Source organism: Pseudonocardia sp. T1-2H, assembly GCF_038039215.1.
In the GTDB taxonomy this organism is placed as follows: Bacteria; Actinomycetota; Actinomycetes; order Mycobacteriales; family Pseudonocardiaceae; genus Pseudonocardia.
The window spans coordinates 75,615-94,646 of the sequence record NZ_JBBPCL010000001.1 but is presented as its reverse complement, the minus strand read 5'-3'; the positions used below and the strand labels follow the sequence as shown (position 1 = coordinate 94,646).

Here is a 19,032-nt window from a genome sequence, read left to right as displayed (position 1 = left end):
GTCAGGCGCCGGGCAGACCCAGACCGCCACCGAGGTCGCCCAGGCCGCCCAGGCCGCCCGCGAGGGGACCCATCTTCTCGGCCTGCAGCGCCTGCGCGGCACGCGCGGCGTCCTGGATCGCGCCGACGATCAGGTCCTGCAGCGTCTCGACGTCCTCCGGGTCCACGATCTTCGGGTCGATCACGACGGACCGCACCTCGCCCGCCGCGGTCTGCGTGACCGTGACGAGCCCGTTGCCCGCCTGCCCGGTCACCTCGGACTCGGCCAGCTCGGCCTGTGCGGCCATGAGCTGCTCCTGCATCTTCTGGGCCTGCTGCAAGATCATCGCCATGTCCGGCTGGCCACCAGGTTGCACAGGAACTCTCCTCGTCCGGTCCACGATCGGGCCGCCCCGCCTGTGACGGCCCATCCTCAGCGTAGCCGTGCCAGGGTGTCCTGCGTGTCCGCCCCGCATCGTCTCGCCGTCGGAGTCCTCGTCACGCTCGCCCTGTGCAGCTGCGCCGCGGCGACGACGGGCGCCCCGGCGCCGGGACGGACGAGCAGCCCGGCCGCGACGAGCACCCCGGCGACTGCCGCCCCAGCTCCACCACGAGCCCGGCCGCCACGAGCCCTGCCCTCACCCCGAGCCCGGCCGCCACGCTCCGCCCGCGGGTGGCTGCGGCCCCGGGCACGGTCGTCGTCCTCGATCCCGGCCACAACGGCGGCAACGCGAGCCACAGCAGCCAGATCAACCGTCAGGTCCCCGACGGTCGCGGCGGCACCAAGCCCTGCAACACCACCGGGACCAGCACGAACGCCGGCTACTCCGAGCACGCGTTCGCCTGGGACGTGGCGCAGCGGGTGCGGGCCGCGCTGGAGCAGCGCGGTGTTCATGTCGTCATGACGAGATCCGGGGACCAGGGGGTCGGCCCCTGCGTCGACGAGCGCGGTGCGGCCGGGCAGAAAGCCGGCGCCGCGGCCGTCGTCTCGATCCACGCGGACGGCTCGGCGGCCGGGAACCGCGGCTTCCACGTCGCCTACTCCTCACCCCCGCTCAACGACGCCCAGCGCGGACCCGCCCTGAACCTCTCGCGCGACCTCCGCGACGCCCTGCAGGCCGGGAACTTCGCGGCCTCGGACTACATCGGCAGGGACGGCCTCTCCCCGCGGCCGGACCTCGCCGGGCTGAGCCTGTCGACCGTCCCGGCGGCGCTGGTGGAATGCGCCAACATGCGCAACGCGCAGGAGGCGGCGCTCGTGTCGTCGGCCGAGGGGCGGGCCCGCTACGCCGCGGCGATCACCGACGGCATCATGCGCTTCCTGGCGCGCTGAGCTCGGCTGTCGCACCGTGAGGCGGACGGTGCAACGACTCCGCTCACAAGCGGCGGAGCCGCTCCGCGCACGACCGGTTCAGCGAGGTTCGATCGTGCTCGCCCCGAGCTGGGACGCCAGCAGCTCGATCGCCGCCTCCTCCGGGTCCCGGCGCACCACCTGCTCGCCGCGGGAGGTGGCGGCCTCGGCGAGCATGGCCTCCTCGTCGTCCGGCGGAGGCTCGTCCGCGGGCGGCTCGGGGGAAGCGGGATGCCGCTCTCGTCCGTGCCGGAGCGGCGGCGCGGGTCCGGGCGCTGTGGCTGCTCGGGCCGCGACGGCCGCTCGTAGGACGGCCCCGGCTGCGGCTGGGCCTGCTCCGACGACCGCTGCGGCTCGGGCCGCGACGCGCGCTGCGGGGCCTGGCGCTGCGGGGCGGCCGCCCGGGCGCGAGGCGGGGCCGCCGCCGGTACGCCCCCGTCACCGGACTCGCAGCGGACCCGCCACTGCACGCCGAGGACCGCCCGCAGGGCCTCGACGATGACGTCGGTGTTCCGCGGGTCCGACAGCCGCCGGGCCAGCGGCGGCGAACCGATCGCGAGCACGAGGGTGTCGTCCTGCACGGCCCGGACGGTCGCGTTGACCATCAGGGCCTCGGTGCTGCGGCTGCGCTGCCGGGCGGCAGCGAGGATCTCCGACCAGACCCGACGGACGGCGCCGGCGTCGAGGCCGGAGGCGCTGTCCGCGGAGGCCGTCGATAGCGCGGCGGAGGCAGCAGCGGGCGCCGGCGTGGGGGGTGGCTGTTCGACGCGGGAGGGCTCCCGCGCCGGCGCGGCCACCGGTGCGGGAGCGGAGGACGCCTCGACAGAGCGTGGAGGCTCGACCGGACGCTCGGCAGCGACCGGGCCGGTTGCCTCACCGGAGCCGGGAGCGGCGGCCGCGGTCGGCCGTGGGGCGTCGCCCGAGGGAGCGGGCTCGGCAGCGGCCGGCGCGGCTCCCGCAGCCGGGTCCTCCGCCTGCGCCACCGGTGACACGGTCTGCGCCGGACGGACCTGCTCGGCGGGCGCCTGGGCGGTCGGCGCGCCGGCCGCTTCGGGTGTCGGCTCCGGGGCCTGGCCCCTCGCCCGCTCCGCCGGGCGGACGAACTGCCGTCGCGCGCCGGTGTCCGCGCCCTCGCCGCCGGCGGTGGCCGTCGGCTCGGGCGCGATCGCGTTCCGCCGCTCCAGGCGTTCGAGCCGCTCGAGGAGCGCGGAGTCCGAGGTGGTGGCCGCGGGCAGCAGCATCCGCGCGCAGAGCAGCTCCAGCAGGAGGCGGGGCGCGGTCGCGCCGCGCATCTCGGTGAGCCCGCTGTGGACGATCTCGCCGTAGCGCGCGAGGGTGGCGGGACCGAGGCGGGCGGCCTGCTCGGTCATCCGGTTCAGCACGTCGTCCGCCGCATCGACCAGGCCCTGCGCCCCCGCGTCGGGGACGGCCTGGACGAGCATGAGGTCCCGCAGGCGCTGGAGGAGGTCCGCGGCGAACCGGCGGGGATCGTGCCCGGCCTCGACGAGCCGGTCCACCGCCTCGTACACCGACGCGCCGTCGGCCGCGGCGAGGGCGTCCACGACGTCGTCGATCAGGGCGACGTCCGTGACCCCGAGCAGCGCCATCGCCCGCTCGTAGGTGACGCCCTCGGGTCCGGCGCCCGCGAGCAACTGGTCCAGCACCGAGAGCGTGTCCCGGGCGGAGCCGCCGCCCGCCCGGATGACCAGCGGGTACACCGCCGGCGCGACGAGGACGCCCTCGTCGGCGCAGATCCGCTCGAGCAGAGCCCGGAGCGTGCCCGGCGGGATCAGCCGGAACGGGTAGTGGTGGGTGCGCGAGCGGATGGTCGGCAGGACCTTGTCCGGCTCGGTGGTCGCGAAGATGAAGACGAGGTGCTCCGGCGGCTCCTCGACGATCTTCAGCAGGGCGTTGAAGCCCTGCGTGGTGACCATGTGCGCCTCGTCGACGATGAAGACGCGGTAGCGGGACTCGGCGGGCGCGTAGAAGGCCCGGTCCCGCAGCTCACGCGCGTCGTCGACGCCACCGTGCGAGGCGGCGTCGAGCTCCACGACGTCGATCGAGCCAGGACCCTCCGGGGCCAGCGCAATACACGAGTCGCAGACGCCGCAGGGATCCGGTGTGGGGCCCTGCACGCAGTTCAGCGAACGGGCCAGGATCCGGGCGGACGACGTCTTCCCGCAGCCGCGCGGGCCCGAGAAGAGGTACGCGTGGTTGATCCGGTTCGCGGTGAGCGCCGTGCCGAGCGGCTCGGTGACGTGTTCCTGCCCCACCACCTCGGCGAACTTCGCCGGGCGGTACTTCCGGTACAGAGCCAGCGCCACGTCCCCGAGGCTACCGACCGGGACCGACGATCCCGGCGGCGGGCGCACAGCCGCGGGAGAAGACGAAAGGGGACCCCGCGCACCCGCCAGAGCCCGCTGACCCTTGCTGCCTTCCGGCCCTGGGGGAGTTCACAGGATGGACGCCGCGCGGGGTCCGTGGCCAAGTGTAGCCACCTCCGTGCGACGGGTCCCGCCTCGGGGGCACCGAAATCCGGTCGGTATGCTCCTGCGCGGAGGATTCGCCTAGTGGCCTAGGGCGCACGCTTGGAAAGCGTGTTGGGAGCAATCCCTCAGGGGTTCGAATCCCCTATCCTCCGCGCCAGTAGCGCAGCGAGAACGCCGGGCGGCCGAGCAGGCCGGCCCGGCGTTCTGCTTTCCGCCGGTTGCAGCCCCGGACGCCGGAAGGACGATCATGACCCTGCCCGAGCCGCATCCCGCCGGCGTCGTGCGCCTGCACGCGGACCAGCCCCGGATCGAGACCCCGACCCTGACGACCGTGCTCGCCGCCCCCGGCTCGGCCACCGGCGGCGAGTTCGGGCTCTTCGACTGCCGCACCCCGCCCGGTGCGCCCGGCCCCGGGCCGCACTATCACGAGCACTTCACCGAGACCTTCTACGTGCTCTCCGGGAGGCTCGCGGTCCGGACCGGGGACGACTGGGTGACAGCCGGCAGCGGCGACCTCGTGCACGTGCCGCGCCGCGGTATCCACGCGTTCCACCCGACCGGCGACGACGAGGCCCACTTCCTGATCCTCTTCACGCCGGGGGCGCCGCGCGAGGAGTACTTCGCCGAGATGGCTGCGCTGCAGGACCGCGCCGAGCCGCCGACCACGGCCGAGATCGACGAGATCGCCGCCCGGCACGACCAGATCAACCTGCGCTGAGCGCCGCTCAGAGCCGGTAGCTGCGGATCTTCGCGTAGAGCGCCGTCCGGGAGATCCCGAGTTCCTTCGCCGCCGCGGACTTGTTCCCGCCGCACTCCTCGAGCACCGAGGCGATCACGGACGACTCGGCCCGCTCGAGCGGCGTCAGCACCCGGCGACCGGCGGCGGCCCGGATCTCCGCGGGCAGGGCGTCGATCCCGACGACGCCGCCGTGCGCCCGGCGAGCCGCGTCCCGGACCACACGGGCGAGCTGCACGGCCGTTGCCCGGCCAGTCGTGGCGGCGCAGCGCGGCCTGGGCGTCGAGGGCGAAGGTCAGCCGCTCGCCGTACCGGCGGAGCTCCCGCTGGGCGATCGCGGGGACGTCGTCCGCTCGGCGACGCAGCGGCGGCACGGTCACCGTCCCGGCGGCGAGCCGGTCCGCGAGGTCGGAGCCGCGGTCGTCCGAAGGCGTGTGGGTGAGGCCCAGCGCCGGGTGCCCGGGGCGGGCCTCGACGAGTGCGGCGACGGCGCGCACCGCATCCGGCGCGAGCAGTTCGACGTGCCGGAGCACGACCGGCGCCGTGCCGTCGAGCAGCGCGCTGAGGCGAGCGGCCCAGGCCGGGAGGCCCTCGACGGCGCAGGTCGCGCCGTCGATCGTCGAAGCCCCCGGCGACCCGTCCCCGCCTGCCCCGTGGCCACCCGCCCCGTCACCACAGAGCGCCTCGGCCAGCAGCGTCGCCTTCCCGGTCCCGGTCTCCCCGCGCACCAGAACCGGACCCGCCCCGGCGAGCCGGCGCACGTCGCCGAGCAGGCGGTCCCAGATCCCGAGCGGCGTCGACGGCGCCGTGGTCCGGCGCCGGGGCGCCTCCGCGGCCGGGCCGCTGACGGTGAGCACCGCGCCCGTCGGCGTCGATCCGGTGCGCAGCACCCGTACCCGCGCCCCGAGGTCCGCCGGGAGTTCGAGGACGGGCCGGTCGGACCGGGTCGCGCGGATCTCGTCCCACAGCTGCCGGCCGTCGATCCCCAGATCCGCGGCCGCGTCGTTGGCGATCACGACCCCCTCCCCGACGGTCAGCACCGGGCCCTGCGTGGCGCGCTGCGCGGCGAGGAAGGCCTGCAGGAGCTGCTGCTCGCGGTCGCTCGCGCAGGCCAGCAACCCGGCGCGGATCTCGTCGACGAGCTTGCGCACCACCACCTTGAGCAGGGGGTTCGTGTGCTCGGCCCGGCAGGTCACGTTGACGGCACCGACCGTGCGCCGGGTCACGGGGTGCCGCACGGGCGCGGCGACGCAGGTGACGTCGTGGAAGCGGTGGACGAAGTGCTCGGACCCGCGGATGACGGCGATGCCCCCGGTCTCCAGCGCGGTGCCCAGGCCGTTGGTGCCGACGAACTCCTCGTCGAAGCAGGCGCCCTCCACCACCGAGAGATCGTCGAGGACACCGCGCAGCATCGGCTCGGACACCCAGCGCCAGAGGACGCCGCCGCGCTCGTCGGCGAGGGCGAGACAGGAGCTGTCGCCGGTCAGCAGCTCGGCCATGCCGGTCATGATCGGCTCGGCGACGCGCAGGAAGTGGCTGTCGGCGTCCGTCTCGACCTGCGGGACGTCGACGGTCTCGGGATCGACGCCGCTGAACCGCGAGCGTCGCCACGAGGTCAGCACGTCCCCGCGGACGTCCGGCGGCTCCTCCCCGGACTGGAAGCGTTCCCATGCGGTCGCGAGGGACATCGGCGCTCCTGACGTGGCTCTCCCCCAGACTGTGGCACGACGGGGACGGGATGCGCACGCCGTCCGGACCGGAAGGTCAGGGCCGGGTGAGCCTGCGGTCTCTACGGTCGGCAGCGGGCCCACCCGCTCTCGAAGGGAGCTGCCGATGCCGGAGCTGATCGGCGCGTCACCCGCGCTCCGCGAGATCCGATGACACCCGTCCTGACCGGTGCCGTCGCGCTGCCCGACGGCACCCTGGTCCGCGGCCGGGGACGTCGCCAGGAGCTGCCGCCCGGGCCCCTGCCCGAGTTCGGGCTGCACCTCGGCCGGCTCAAGGGCCGCGAACGAGCCCCGACCTGGCCGACCGAGTGGATCGACTGGCCGGACTTCCGCACCCCGCGCGACGACCGGGCCGCGGCGGCGCGGATTCGCGGCCTACGAACGGGCACGGGCCGGGGAGCGCGTCGAGATGGTCTGCGCGGGAGGCACGGGCCGCACGGGCACCGTGATCGCGTGCATGGCGGTCCTCGCCGGGCACCCGGCGGCCGGTGCGGTGGCCTGGGCCAGAGCGCACTACCGCGCCCACGCGGTGGAGACCCCGGGCCAGAAGCGCTGGGTGCGGAGGTTTCCGGACCTGTTGGACTGAGCGCCGAGCGCGTCGTCCACAACCTCCTCCCCTCCGGCGGCGGTCCTGCCACCGCCGCCGGATCCGGCCGGCGGCGGCGGGAGGGCGGAGAGTGCGTGCTCGGACGGAAGACCTTCACCCAGGACGAGATCGACCGCGCCGAGGCGACGATCGACGAGCAGCTCGCGGCGTACCGGGCGTTCGCGGCGACGTCGATCGTGAAGCTCGAGGTCGGGGACCCGATCGTGCTGGGCGCGGAGGACTTCGAGCGTCTCGCGAAGGCGTTCTTCGCGGACCTGGAGAGCAGGTTCCGGTAGCCGGGCCGCGTTGACGGCCCTGCAGCCGTCCCCGCGCTGGAAAGGCCCAGCCCCGAGCCTCACGCCGTGGCCGGAGGAAGGACGACGAGCGCGTCGAGCGGAAGCCATACGCGGGCGGGCCGGACGCCGTCCGGGTGGTCTCGGGTGTACGGGCCGACCGTCGGGTCCAGCTCCACGACGGCGCCGGGAACGCCGGCGAGGTTGCGCAACTCGACGACGCGGCCAGGGGTCTTGATCTGGACGTGGTCGCCGATCCGGGGTGGGATGAACTCAGGATCTGTCATGCGCGGACCCCCTCACTGCGCGGCCGGTCCCCCCGACCAGCGGCCCCAATGGACGACGTCGTCGAACGGCCGGCGGTTCGGCCGCTGGATCGGGGTCAGCGGGCGGTCCGCGGGATAGCCCATTGCGATCAGGCTCTGGCACCACGTCGTGTCCGGGTTGCCGAGGATCCGGCGTGCGAGGTCCTGGTCGGCCACCGCCGAGTGGCCGCTGCCGATGCCGAGGTCCGCCGCGGTGACCATCATGTTCATCGTCGCCTGGCCGAAGTCGTAGTGGATCCAGTCTCGCTGGCGGGCGTCCTCGGGCTGCGGCGCGACGAGGGCGATCGTCGCGGCGGAGGCAGCCACGTGGCTCCCGCCGTGCCAGACGCCGGCGAGCCGGCGGAGCTGCTCCCGGTCGGTGACGACGACGAAGTCCCAGGGCTGCCAGTTCTGCGAGGAAGGGGCGCGGCGGCCCGCTTCCAGGATCCGCTCCAGGTCCGCACGCGGGATCGGTCGATCCTCGTACACCCGGACGTTCCGCCGAGATCTGATCGCGTCCCACGTCTCCACGTCCTCCAACGTACGCAGCGACCCGGCCAACGGCCGCTGCGTTCGACGCCTTTCCGGGGCCGGTGCCCGGCGGGCTGATCCGGCAGGCCGAAGAGAGTCCGCCGGACGGCGAGTGGGACCGGAACCGGGACCAGAAGCAGAAAGACGCACTCCCCGTCGGCCGACTGTTCCTGCCACGCCGAACCGGCTCAGCCGGTGGTCTGCGTGGTCGCCACCGGCGCGGACGTCTCGGTGACGGTCCCGGTCTCGGTCGGGGTCGCCGTCGCGGTCTCCGCCGCCGCGTCCCATCGCGAAGCGACGCCGAAGGCGCCCTTGCGGCCGGCACCACGACGTGGAGACTCCTCGGCCGAGGGGGGCGGCACTCCGTCACCCGCTCGCACCGGATCTGACGATGAGATGGCTCAAGCGTCAGCTATGGGCTGTCGCAGGATCGTGCGCAGCTTGGCTGGCTCCGCTCTCCGCGGATCGCTGAGGTAGATCTCGTGGTGCTTCCCGACCATCTTGAGGCCTTGATCAGGGATGAACTCCTCGTGCATGTACCGCAGCAGTTCGGCCTCGTCGTCGTAGGCTCCGACGTGAAGAGCCTGGACGCACCGTCCCTCCGACAGGGCCTCCAGGCGGAGATCGTCGAGTCGCGCGGGTCGATCTTTCATGCCGACCTGCTCGACCGCATCCGTGAACATCTCGGCCGTGATCCAGTCGGGAACCATGATCATGAGGGTCCAGTCCCACTGCGGCTTGTCCCGAGCGATGGTGAAGGTGTCCATGTCGTCGGCCCACCACAGACCCTCTAGCGGCATCACGACATAGTCACGGTCAAGGTTCTTCTTGCTGGTGAATTTGAGCTTGTAGGCCACTGGGTAGAGTGTCGAGACCGCTTCCACGTAGGCGGGCGTGTTCGGATCACCGTGGCCATCGATCATGAGGTACTGCAGATCCGGCACATCAGTGACCTGCGGTGAGTTGCGCTTCGCCTGGTAGCAGTCCAGTTCCCGCTTGAAGTCGAGCTTGGCTGTCACGAGTTCTCCTGGACCGACGAGAGTCACGATGATGTGGACCTTCGAAGCCTTCCGTGTCCCGGCGCGCCTGTCACGGGCTGAACCGAGGAGCGGCAGGCGGTCGCCGAAGGGATCGCGGACGTGGACGCGCTCGTCTGCGCGCTGACGCAGTCGGCCGGTCAACGCCCCTCCGTCGACGGCCCGGCCACCGACGGAGCGACTGACTCAGAGGCTCGTGCGGCGAGCCCACAGCCACCAGGCCGTCACGGTCGGATCGGCGGTCCTCAGAGACCTGCCTCATGCTCCATTGGCATACGCCGCGAACCAGCCGCCAGCAGGGAGGACGGGCTTCGGTGGCGTTGGAGGCCAGGGCTCCCGAGTGTCGATCGGCCACAGCGTCTCCACTTGTGATTGAAGCGCCGCCAGGCCGGAGCCATCGAATTCGGTCCGGGTCTCGTCGATCCCGTGCGCAGGCCACGCGCAGAGGATGGCAAGCCGTCCAGGGGGTGGCGCCGGGTAGAGGAGGTAGCTCGTGTCTACGGCGCCCGGGCCGCCGCCACCACCACCCGCTACGAGCGACGGGCCGTCGGTCGGCAGCCCTGAATCCGTTCCCTCCCTTGGAACGTTCGCAACCGATAGGCCGCCGGGCATGTCGATTCCCAGGCACAACACATCTCCGCCGGCGTCGACTCGTCCTGACACACCGGCATGGAGGCCAAGTGCTGCCGAGCCGCGCCCACGCACGCCGATATCGAACTGGATTCCCGTGCTGTAGAGGCGCGCACCGACGAGAACGACGGCCAAGTCCTCGGAGCGGCCGAGTAGACTTGTCCAGGGCAGCAGCACGGGTACCTCGTTGGCCGGCGCCATCAGACGATCCCGTCGTGCAGCGGCAGCAGTCGCGGAATCCTTTGTGGCCTTCGTCTCGTCCCCCATGAAGCCGAGGATGCCACTGAGGCCCGGCAAGTCCTGGCCAACCTTCCCCTGCCGCCTAGTTGCCATCCCTTCGACCTGGCACAGCCCGACCACCTGCCCGTTCCGGAAGTTGTCGGGACGCACAGCACTCCGTCCTGAAGACCTACCCGGCCGGCGAGGCCACCCTGTCCAGGCCTCGTCCGGACTGGCGACTCGCAGGCGGGTCTACGGTCCGCCCAGCCCCGGTGGAAGGCTCAGAGAACGCACTTCCCGTCGGCCGACTGTTCCTGCCACGCCGAACCGGCTCAGCCGGTGGTCTGCGTGGTCGCCGTCGGCGCGGGCGTCTCGGTGACGGTCGGGGTCGCCGTCGTGGTCTCCGTGTCCGACGTGGTGTCCGCCGAGGTCAGCGCGCGGGTGGTCAGGTCGTAGCACTCCCGCCGGTCGGACCGGTCGAGCGCCTTCGCCTCGTCCTTGGCCATGGGGATGACGATGAACGTCGGGTAGGCCTTGGTCGCGTCGTCCGCGTCGGTAGTGGTGGTGTCGGTGGTCGTCTCGGTTGCCGCCGTGTCGGGCGTCGTGGTGGTGGTGGTGGTCGTGGTGTCGCTCGTGCTCGCGCCGGGCGCGACCGTCCCCGTCGTGGTGTCGGTCGTGGTCGCGCCTGCGACGGCTGCAGCAACCGCGTCGGGCGCCACCGGCTCCAGGGTCGTTGTGCTGGTCGTTCCGGTGCTGGTCGTTCCTGTGCTCGCTGCTGCGGTGCTCGGAGCGGTGTCGCAGACGCGGAACCACATGTAGCGGACGTCGCCACGGTCGCGGAAGATGCGGCGGTGGCCGTCGTCGCCGCGGTCGTGATCCCCGTCGTCGTTGGCGTGCAACGCAGCCGTAGTCGGAGAGCCGGCGGCCAGGGCGGGCGCGACGCCGAACACCCCGACGCCCGACCCCACCAGCAGGGACGGGAGGAGCACCCTCGCCGACAACTTCCTCCACTGACTACTTCTGGACTGCTCGATCATGACGTCTCCCCCGCTCGAAGCCATTGATCCATCCGATTTCCACGCCACCTGATCGGTAGCGCCGACGATCCGGCGGCGTGTCTGCCCGGGATCGCTGGATGAACCCTGACGACGCTATGTGGCGATTCGCGGGGAAGGACCCCGCAGGCGAGGGGGTTCCCTGACCCCAGAGTGAGGGCGGCCGTCCGGCGGGATGCACAGCGACGAACGCTTCGACCTGCGCCGCCGGACAGTCGGATCAGGCCGGTATGAGCTGAATCGCCATGGGTACCGGTGGTTTCGACCGATTGGCAGTTCGCGCCTGACCCTGCGACCTTCTCGCGGACTCCGGGACCGGTCGTGCAGATGATCCCGACGTCGCCGACCGAGGTTCGATGAGCCGGTCTCGCGGCGGCGGCGACCGTGCTCCTCCTGCTCGGCGTCACCCGTCCGGCGCGACGTGGCGATCCAGGTGGGCGGGCGCCTGTGGAAGCCGCCGGCTGCACCGGACTCGCCAGCACCGGCCGAGGAGAACGGCGAAGAGGGGCCGCGACGGCCGCGTAGCGGGCCGAATGCCCCACAACTGCAACCAGACGACGAACGCCGGGCACTCCCGATTCGGGAGGCCCGGCGTTTCGCCTGGTGAGGCTGGCGGTAGCGGTGGGATTTGAACCCACGGAGGCTTGCACCTCACGCTTTCGAGGTCTGCGGACAGGCGTTCACGGGAGACCGCCCTTGTCCCACCAGCGCCACCTCTCCCCCGCTCCTGCCTGGCGGACCTTGGCGGACGGCGGCGAATGAGACTATGACTGAGACTGAGCAAGATCACTACGCCTGCGCGCGGGGCGTCTCGCGCCGCCTACCGCCGACGGATTTACAGTGGGCCGTCAAAACCCCTCCCACCTGCGGTGGAGCCGACGACACCCGTGTTGCGTCCGCGAATAGTCCGTAGCTTGGTCCCGACGCCACACTCTTACTCACAGTTGCAGCTCTGCTCGTCGCGGTGGTCGGGCCAAGGGCTCCCGGAGGACGTCGCCAAAGGCTTCGTGGACGCCACTTATCTGGTGCTCTGGGTCGGGACGGTCGGATGCAGCTGAGGGAAGAAGATCGCGAGGAAGTTGTGCAGGATATGCAACGCCTGCTCGGGAGGAACCTCGGCGTCGGGGTCCTCGGGGAGTCCCTCGATGTCGATGTTGTGCTCGTCCGCGTACTTCCGAATCCCCGTGAAGGCAGTCTTCCCCAGCGTGGAGAGGCTCTTTCCAAGACCGAGGGCGTCTTGGATGTATTGGGGCACCGGGCGCGGATCCATCGACGGCCAGACCTGCGGGTCCCGCGGCTCATTCAGGGTGAACACCGAGGAGAACGTTCGCGCTGCCGCGTCCCGACCGGTGAGGGGATCGCCCAGTCCCCACTGCTCCCGCAGTGTCGCGATCAGCGAGGTGTGGCGGTACTCCTCGTTGAACACCTCGCCTTCGGCCACCCAGGGCGACACCACGATGGCCGGCACCCGGTAGCCGGAACGGTCGAACCGGAACCCCTCCTGGCCGGGACCGGCGGACGCGTCCGGCGGCGGCACCGGGCGGGGCGGCACGTGGTCGTAGGTGCCACCGGGCTCGTCCCAGCCGATGAGCAACGTCGTGTTCCAGACGTTGGAACCGGTCGGAGATCGCATCCCTTTGTATGCGTTGTAGATCCGCCCCAGGAACGCCTCACCACCGAGGATCGACGACGGCGGGTCGAGCCCGGGAATCACGATCCCGTGCCCCAATGCTCGGCCGGCCGCCGGGTGGTAGTCCCCGTGCCCCAGGATCAGGCACGGCTCGATGAAGGACAGGTCCGGCAGATCTCCGGCGGCAGCGTCGGCCTCGAACTGGGAGAACGGCACGAAATGGGTCTCGAACCGGTCCTTGAGCCTCGGGAAGTGGATCAATCCCGTGGCCGAGAACCTGTCCGGCTCGCCCACATAGACCTTCCACGTCCTGCCGTGTGCCTCGACCCGGTTGAAGATCGTCTCGGCGTCGTTGTCGGTCAACCAGTTCCTGACCGGCGAGTTCACCACGAACCCCGACGACGTCGCCGCGGTCCAGAACGACCTGTTGGTGAACGTCTGCGACGGGACCTCACTGAACCAGTGGTCGAACACCCCGAACCCGCGGGCGACCCCGCTCAACACCGGCACCTGCTCCGGGGTGAACCCGGTCATCACCTGGGAGTACTCCTCGTAAGTGGGCTGCCGACCCAACTCCGCGGTCAGCGTGCTGATGTAGTCGGTGACGAAGCCGTCCATCGTCGGCAGCTGACCAGGCTCCGGGGCGTTGTACGGTGCCGAGACCTCCGCGCCGACCTTGAACCGGTTGTGCTCGTCGAGGATGTTGAACATCTGGGTGTTGGTGTGCGAGTGCTCCTCCCCCGTGTCGGGATTGGGGCTGTCCATGTCCGTGGCGACGGTGTAGGGGACGACCTTGCGTTCGGCGCCGTGCTCGGCCCATTCCGGAATCGGGTTCGTGAGGTCCTTGCCGACGACACCGTCGAAGTTCTTGCCATCCTCCGGCCCGTAGAGGCGGCCGAGAATGTTGTCGAGCGAACGGTTCTCGAACACGACGACAACGATGTGATCAAGGGCGTTGTCCTTGCTCTGACCAACCAACTCGTGACCTCCGACCGCAACGCATGCACCTCTACGGGCCGAGCACCGGTCGAGTCGAGGGCGGTGCTCGATCACTTATCGGGCGGCACGTTAACGAGACTCGCTCGTCGAGGAGTCACCTGTCTTGGGTGGTCTCGCGCCCGATCAAAGCGCCCACGCGGGCATCCTTCGGGCGAGTAGACCTGACACGGCTACCTTGGCCACGCAGCGTCGGGAGCGGGTTGTTCTCAACGCTCAACGCCGGGTGTCGGTGGTGATCTCCTCGCGGCCCGGTAGCCGTCTCGGCGCGCTGTGAGGAGGTCACCACCCCCGCCTCATTCCCCCGATCTCCGAGCGGTGTCGGGTGCGGGCGGAGCCCGCTTGATCGCCGTCCCCTGGGCGGCATGATGCAGATTCCTCGCCGTGACCGCGCCGGATCCATCTGTGGTCCTCAAGTCACCATTGGTCGCAGCGGACGGACTCGCTCTGAGCTGCTGAACTGGCACATGGGAGCTGCGCGAGCTCCGACGTGTGGGCCGGGTAGCCGGGCCGGCGGCCGCCCCGGGCCGGAGGTAGAGGGGTGGACGACGGGCCGGCGTGGCCGGCCCGCGCCGCCGGAGGCGGCGCCTTGACAGTGCCGGGGCAGTGCAAGGGCAAGGCCCACAAGCCCGAGCATCTCGGCATCGCGGGCCGCCGGGTCCTGGTCTCGCGGAAGTGGTCGAACAAGTCCCTCAAAGACCACCGGGCTGAGCGGGCGGCGTTCGTTCGGCAACTGCTCGACAAGGCCGGCGTCCGACCCGGCTACGCCGTCGACGACGGCCCCTTCGAATGGGAACGCACCCGGGCGGGGACTGCGACGTCCCCTCCCGGCCGGTCCTGCTCCTGCACGCGATCAACCAACGACAGCACTGGCGGGCCGACTACGACGCCGCAGTGATGGCAGCCGGAGACCCACCCGACGACGAAAACCGTTCGGCAACCGAGGGAGAGGCAGCATGAACGACACCCCGCAGGTCCCTCCGCTGTGTCTCGTCCTGACCATCGAGGAGGCCGCCGAACGGCTCAGGATCGGCCGCACGCTGATGTACGCGCTCGTCTCCGCCGGGGAGGTCGAATCGGTCCGCATCGGCCGCCTGCGCCGCATCCCCGCCGACGCCCTCACCACCTACGTACAGAGCCTGCGCGGGGAGGTTGCGTGACTCCCCGATCGAGACAGCCCAACGGCGCGTCCAGCGTCTACGAGGGCAAGGACGGCTACTGGCACGGACGCGTCACCGTCGGGGTGAAGGACGACGGCAGGCCTGACCGCCGACATGTCATGCGCAAGACCAAGGCCGAGGCGATCAAGGCGGTCCGGCAGCTGGAACGAGACCGCGAGGACGGAGCGGTTCGGAAGTCCGGGCCGGCGTGGACCGTGGAGAAGTGGCTGATCCACTGGGTGGAGAACATCGCCGCCCCGTTCGTCCGGGAGAACACCATCGCCGGGTACCGGGTCGCGGTGAACGTGCACCTCGTCCCCGGTCTCGGGAAGCATCGGCTCGACCGGCTCGCTCCGGAGCACCTGGAGAAGTTCTACGTCCGGATGATGTCCGAGGGCAGCTCACCGGCTACCGCCCACCAGGCTCATCGGACGATCCGTACCGCGCTGAACGAGGCGGTGCGACGTGGTCACCTCGCCCGGAATCCGGCAACGTTGGCGAAGGCGCCTCGCCTCGTGGAGAAGGAGATCGAGCCGTACACCGTCGAGGAGATCCGGCTACTGCTCAAGACGGCGTTGGAGACCCGGAACGGTGCCCGCTGGGCAGTCGCTCTCGCGCTCGGTCTCCGTCAGGGTGAGGCGCTGGGGTTGAAGTGGGTTGACGTCGACCTCGACATCGGTTCGCTCGCCATCCGGCGGGGCCGGCTTCGCCCGCGGTGGCGTCACGGGTGCGGGGGGACCTGCGGTCACAAGTACGGCGGACATTGCCCGCAGCGAGAGCCGGCGCGAGCCGAGACCTCGGAGACCAAGTCGCGCGCAGGTCGGCGGGTAGTCGGGCTCCCGGCCGAAGTCGTCGAGCTGTTGAAAGCCCACCGGGAGGCGCAGGAGCGGGAGCGGCACAACGCCGGCCAGCTCTGGAACGACGGCGGCTGGCTGTTCGCCACACCGACCGGCGGCGCGTTGAACCCTCGCACCGACTGGGACGGCTGGAAGAAGCTCCTCGTGAAGGCCGGCGTGCGGGATGGTCGGCTGCACGACGCCCGGCACACCGCCGCGACGGTGCTCCTTCTGCTCGGTGTTCCGGAGCGGGCGGTCATGGGCATCATGGGCTGGTCCCACACGGCGATGGCGGCGAGATATCAGCACGTCACCGGGGCTATCCAGCGTGACATCGCGGACCGTGTCGGCGGGCTCATCTGGCAGGTCGAGGACCCGTCCCGGGAGGGCAACTGAGACTGGAACTGAGACTGGAAGCAGAAACGCCGGTCGGGTCCGTGTGGACCCTTCCGGCGTTTCGCCTGGTGAGGCTGGCGGTAGCGGTGGGATTTGAACCCACGGAGGCTTGCACCTCACACGCTTTCGAGGCGTGCTCCTTCGGCCGCTCGGACACGCTACCGCCGGATACTTTACCGAAACCCTCCCGCGACCTTCGCCGGGGGACGGCCACCCGCCTTGACCTGCGCAATCAGCCCCGGAGCACCGCGTGCCGGGCCGGGTCCGCCGCGCGCCACGCCGCCAGCCCGACGTCGACGAGGCCGACCCGCGTCAGGCCGTCCACCGCGGCAAGATCCACCCACGCGGCCTCGTCCGTGCTCCCGCCCACCTCGAAGCGCAGCTCGCCGCCCGTGACGTGCGCGGCGTAGACGACGCGGATGCCGTGGTGGTCGATCGCCCTGCCGTCGAGGCCCGTCGTGAGATGCACGGAGTCCACGGTGAGCAGGGAATCGAGGACGACCTCGTATCCGGTCTCCTCGTCGACCTCCCGGACCGCTGCGTCGCGCGGGTCCTCGCCGTGGTCGATGCCGCCGCCGGGGAGGGTCCAGCGCGGGCCGTCCGGGCTGATCCAGCGGGCGAGGAGGACCTGCTCGTCACGGACGCACACGACGTAGGCGGCGATCCGCTGGAAGGGCTTCGGCACTGATCGAGACTACGTGCGGTGACCCGCGAAGAACTCCTCCATCAGCGCGGCGGCCTCCGGCGCGCAGACCCCGCCCACGACCTCCGGCCGGTGGGTCAGCCGGCGGTCCCGCAGGACGTCCCAGAGCGAACCGGCGGCGCCCGTCTTGGGCTCCCAGGCCCCGAACACGACGCGGGAGACGCGGGCCAGCCCGATCGCACCCGCGCACATCGTGCAGGGCTCCACGGTGACGGCCAGGGTGCAGCCCTCGAGGCGCCACTCGCCCCGCCGCGCGGCCGCGGCGCGCAACGCGAGGATCTCGGCGTGGGCGGTGGGGTCGCCCAGGGCCTCGCGGGCGTTGCGGGCCGCGGCGAGCTCCACCCCGTCCGCATCGACGATCACGGCGCCGATCGGGACGTCACCGGTCCGCGGGGCCTCCGCGGCCAGCACGAGAGCGCGCCGGAGCAGCATCTCGTCGCTCGCACCCGTCAGCACGGGCCGATTCTGCGCCATCAGCGGTCGTGCGCGGAAAACGCTGCTCCGGCAACGATTTCCGCGCACAGGCGCCGCTAGTCGACGAGTTCCGCTAGCGCCTCGCCGAAGCCCAGCCGGCGGCCGATCGCGGCGAGCTGCTCGTCGGGGTAGAGGTCGAGCTCGCCGGCGAGGACCTCGAGCTCGTCCGCGGGCAGGCCGAGGTCCGCGCAGATCGACAGGTCGCCCTCGGGCCACGGGTCGTCGTCCAGGGCGTCCTCGTCCGGCGGGAGCTCGACGCGCAGCAGGTCCAGCACGTCCGCGGCGACGTCGTAGTCCAGGGCCGCGACCGCGTCCGACATCATCAGCGACACCCCGCCCGGCGTGGGGCGGAGGAGGATGAAGAACTCGTCGTCGACGTCCAGCAACCCGATGACGGCGCCGGTGGAACGCAGTCCCCGGAGTTCCGTGATCGCTGTGTCCAGATCGACCAGGGCCTCGGGGTCCAGTCGCGCACAGCGCCACCGTCCCTCCTCCCGGATCGCCACGACAGCGAATCCGGGCAGGGGCTGGTCCCGCACCTCCGCGGGGGCCTTCACACTCTGCACCGGCATGGACCTACGGTAAGCCCAGAGCCGACTGTGGTACAAACCACAATCCGGCGAATGCCAGGATCGTCTCATGGCCTCCTCCGACAGCCGCTCCGCGGCGCTGCTCGCAGCGGTCCTGCCGGGGCTCGCCGCGGAGGCCAGGCGGGTCCAGCCGCGCACGGTCGCGCTGCGCCGTGCCCTCCACCGCCGGCCCGAGATCGGTCTCGTCCTGCCCGTCACCCGGGACGCGATCCTGACCGAGCTGGCGGACCTCCCCCTGCGCCTCCACCTGGGCCGGGAGGTCAGTTCGGTCGTCGGGGTCCTGGAGGGCGGCCGGCCCGGGCCGACGGTCCTACTGCGCGCGGACATGGACGCGCTGCCGCTGCAGGAGGACACCGCCGTCGAGTTCCGCTCGGAGACCGACGGCGCGATGCACGCCTGCGGGCACGACACGCACGTCGCGATGCTCGCCTCGGCCGCGCGGGTGCTCGCGAACCACCGGGAGGACCTCGGCGGGCGTGTGCTCTTCATGTTCCAGCCCGGCGAGGAGGGCTTCCACGGCGCCCGGCACATGATCTCCGACGGCCTGCTGGACCGGCACGGCCCCGCGGGCCTGCCGAAGGCGGCGTACGCCCTGCACATCAGCGCCACGCTGCCGTCCGGGGAGGTGCACACCCGCCCGGGGCCGATCATGGCGGCGGCGGACGTCCTGCGGGTCACCGTGGTGGGGCGGGGCGGGCACGCGTCGGCCCCGCACGACGCCGTCGACCCCGTACCGGCGGCCGCGGCGATGGTCGGGGCGTTGCAGACGATGATGACCCGCAAGGTCGACACGCATCAGCCGGCGGTCCTGACGATCGCCCGGATCACCGCCGGGACCACGAACAACATCATCCCGGAGACCGCCGAGCTCGAGGGCACGCTGCGGACGATGTCCGAGCCGGTCCGGCTGGCGCTGCGCGAGGAGATCCGCCGGGTCTGCCGGCACACCGCACTCGCCCACGACTGCACCGCCCGCGTCGACATCGAGCCCGGCTACCCGGTCACGATCAACGACCCGGCCGCCGCCACCACGCTCGGCGACCTCGCCATCCGGCTGTTCGGCGCCCGCAAGGTCGCCACGATGCCGACGCCGATCATGGGCGCGGAGGACTTCGCCTACGTCCTCGAACGGATCCCGGGCGCGCTGGCCTTCCTCGGCGCGTGCAGCCCCGGCGCGGACCCGCTGAGCGTTGCGCCGAACCACTCCAACCGGGTGACCTTCGACGAGGCGGCGATGGTCTCCGGCGTCGCGCTCTACGCGGGCCTCGCGCTGCACCACCTGATGTGAGGGAAGGGCCGGAGGTGAGTGA

20 protein-coding genes, 2 tRNA genes and 1 other RNA gene are annotated in these 19,032 nt (G+C 71.7%); 9 read left to right on the top strand and 14 right to left on the bottom strand.

What is annotated here, in order from left to right; genetic code table 11:
• Position 1 precedes the first annotated feature (1 nt).
• The gene (locus WBK50_RS00515) at positions 2-331 is read right to left on the bottom strand and encodes a YbaB/EbfC family nucleoid-associated protein (protein ID WP_341333717.1); all 330 of its coding nucleotides are present in this window, start codon (positions 329-331) and stop codon (positions 2-4) included.
• A gap of 158 nt (positions 332-489) precedes the next feature.
• On the opposite strand from WBK50_RS00515, the gene WBK50_RS00510 reads away from it, so the two are divergent.
• Positions 490-1,311, top strand: a complete 822-nt coding sequence (locus WBK50_RS00510) for an N-acetylmuramoyl-L-alanine amidase (protein WP_341333716.1) — start codon at positions 490-492, stop codon at positions 1,309-1,311.
• On the opposite strand, the gene WBK50_RS00505 is transcribed toward WBK50_RS00510, so the two are convergent.
• Complete coding sequence (locus WBK50_RS00505; RefSeq protein WP_341333715.1) at positions 1,263-3,653, bottom strand: DNA polymerase III subunit gamma and tau; 2,391 nt, start codon at positions 3,651-3,653, stop codon at positions 1,263-1,265. The genes WBK50_RS00510 and WBK50_RS00505 overlap by 49 nt on opposite strands.
• A 64-nt stretch (positions 3,654-3,717) precedes the next feature.
• Positions 3,718-3,812: signal recognition particle sRNA small type (gene ffs, locus WBK50_RS00500), an RNA gene on the bottom strand.
• Positions 3,813-3,885: 73 nt separating this feature from the next.
• On the opposite strand from ffs, the gene WBK50_RS00495 reads away from it, so the two are divergent.
• The 4 genes from WBK50_RS00495 to WBK50_RS00480 all read left to right on the top strand — a co-directional run bounded on the left by WBK50_RS00495 (position 3,886) and on the right by WBK50_RS00480 (position 7,163).
• Positions 3,886-3,970 (top strand) — tRNA-Ser (locus WBK50_RS00495).
• A 95-nt stretch (positions 3,971-4,065) separates the two neighbouring features.
• Positions 4,066-4,536: a cupin domain-containing protein gene (locus WBK50_RS34870; protein ID WP_445942199.1), complete on the top strand. Its 471-nt coding sequence runs from the start codon at positions 4,066-4,068 to the stop codon at positions 4,534-4,536.
• A 2,154-nt stretch (positions 4,537-6,690) separates the two neighbouring features.
• A complete protein-coding gene (locus WBK50_RS00485; RefSeq protein ID WP_341333713.1) occupies positions 6,691-6,867 on the top strand; it encodes a hypothetical protein in 177 nt (58 codons plus the stop codon).
• A gap of 95 nt (positions 6,868-6,962) precedes the next feature.
• On the top strand, positions 6,963-7,163 hold the full coding sequence (locus tag WBK50_RS00480; RefSeq protein ID WP_341333712.1) for a hypothetical protein: 201 nt from the start codon (positions 6,963-6,965) through the stop codon (positions 7,161-7,163).
• Positions 7,164-7,222: 59 nt separating this feature from the next.
• On the opposite strand, the gene WBK50_RS00475 is transcribed toward WBK50_RS00480, so the two are convergent.
• The 7 genes from WBK50_RS00475 to WBK50_RS00445 all read right to left on the bottom strand — a co-directional run bounded on the left by WBK50_RS00475 (position 7,223) and on the right by WBK50_RS00445 (position 13,620).
• On the bottom strand, positions 7,223-7,447 hold the full coding sequence (locus tag WBK50_RS00475) for a hypothetical protein (RefSeq protein WP_341333711.1): 225 nt from the start codon (positions 7,445-7,447) through the stop codon (positions 7,223-7,225).
• Positions 7,448-7,459: 12 nt separating this feature from the next.
• On the bottom strand, positions 7,460-7,996 hold the full coding sequence (locus WBK50_RS00470; RefSeq protein ID WP_341333710.1) for a nitroreductase family protein: 537 nt from the start codon (positions 7,994-7,996) through the stop codon (positions 7,460-7,462).
• A 188-nt stretch (positions 7,997-8,184) separates the two neighbouring features.
• On the bottom strand, positions 8,185-8,358 hold the full coding sequence (locus tag WBK50_RS00465) for a hypothetical protein (protein WP_341333709.1): 174 nt from the start codon (positions 8,356-8,358) through the stop codon (positions 8,185-8,187).
• A gap of 39 nt (positions 8,359-8,397) precedes the next feature.
• The gene (locus WBK50_RS00460; protein WP_341339238.1) at positions 8,398-9,015 is read right to left on the bottom strand and encodes a GyrI-like domain-containing protein; all 618 of its coding nucleotides are present in this window, start codon (positions 9,013-9,015) and stop codon (positions 8,398-8,400) included.
• A gap of 276 nt (positions 9,016-9,291) precedes the next feature.
• Positions 9,292-10,053 (bottom strand): hypothetical protein, encoded by a 762-nt coding sequence (locus WBK50_RS00455; protein ID WP_341333708.1) that lies wholly within the window; start codon positions 10,051-10,053, stop codon positions 9,292-9,294.
• Between the two features lie 161 nt (positions 10,054-10,214).
• Positions 10,215-10,919, bottom strand: coding sequence for a hypothetical protein (locus WBK50_RS00450; protein ID WP_341333707.1), 705 nt, complete (start codon positions 10,917-10,919; stop codon positions 10,215-10,217).
• A gap of 1,036 nt (positions 10,920-11,955) precedes the next feature.
• Positions 11,956-13,620 carry an alkaline phosphatase family protein gene (locus tag WBK50_RS00445; protein ID WP_341333706.1) on the bottom strand — a complete coding sequence of 555 codons (1,665 nt, stop codon included), beginning with the start codon at positions 13,618-13,620 and terminating at the stop codon, positions 11,956-11,958.
• 484 nt (positions 13,621-14,104) lie between these two features.
• Between WBK50_RS00445 and WBK50_RS00440 the strand changes: the two genes are divergently transcribed.
• From WBK50_RS00440 to WBK50_RS00430, 3 genes are read left to right on the top strand one after another with little or no spacing between them, the layout of a single operon-like run.
• Positions 14,105-14,461: a replication initiator gene (locus WBK50_RS00440; RefSeq protein ID WP_341333705.1), complete on the top strand. Its 357-nt coding sequence runs from the start codon at positions 14,105-14,107 to the stop codon at positions 14,459-14,461.
• 58 nt (positions 14,462-14,519) lie between these two features.
• Complete coding sequence (locus tag WBK50_RS00435) at positions 14,520-14,723, top strand: helix-turn-helix domain-containing protein (protein WP_341333704.1); 204 nt, start codon at positions 14,520-14,522, stop codon at positions 14,721-14,723.
• On the top strand, positions 14,720-15,955 hold the full coding sequence (locus WBK50_RS00430; protein WP_341333703.1) for a tyrosine-type recombinase/integrase: 1,236 nt from the start codon (positions 14,720-14,722) through the stop codon (positions 15,953-15,955). Before WBK50_RS00435 ends, WBK50_RS00430 begins: the two co-directional genes overlap by 4 nt.
• A gap of 75 nt (positions 15,956-16,030) precedes the next feature.
• Here the strand turns inward: WBK50_RS00430 and WBK50_RS00425 are convergent.
• The 4 genes from WBK50_RS00425 to WBK50_RS00410 all read right to left on the bottom strand — a co-directional run bounded on the left by WBK50_RS00425 (position 16,031) and on the right by WBK50_RS00410 (position 17,704).
• Positions 16,031-16,118: transfer RNA gene (locus WBK50_RS00425), tRNA-Ser, on the bottom strand.
• Between the two features lie 69 nt (positions 16,119-16,187).
• A complete protein-coding gene (locus WBK50_RS00420) occupies positions 16,188-16,640 on the bottom strand; it encodes an NUDIX hydrolase (RefSeq protein ID WP_341333702.1) in 453 nt (150 codons plus the stop codon).
• 9 nt (positions 16,641-16,649) lie between these two features.
• A complete protein-coding gene (locus WBK50_RS00415; protein ID WP_341333701.1) occupies positions 16,650-17,132 on the bottom strand; it encodes a nucleoside deaminase in 483 nt (160 codons plus the stop codon).
• Between the two features lie 56 nt (positions 17,133-17,188).
• Complete coding sequence (locus WBK50_RS00410) at positions 17,189-17,704, bottom strand: tRNA adenosine deaminase-associated protein (protein WP_341333700.1); 516 nt, start codon at positions 17,702-17,704, stop codon at positions 17,189-17,191.
• 67 nt (positions 17,705-17,771) lie between these two features.
• Between WBK50_RS00410 and WBK50_RS00405 the strand changes: the two genes are divergently transcribed.
• The gene (locus WBK50_RS00405) at positions 17,772-19,010 is read left to right on the top strand and encodes a M20 metallopeptidase family protein (RefSeq protein ID WP_341333699.1); all 1,239 of its coding nucleotides are present in this window, start codon (positions 17,772-17,774) and stop codon (positions 19,008-19,010) included.
• Positions 19,011-19,032 lie beyond the last annotated feature (22 nt).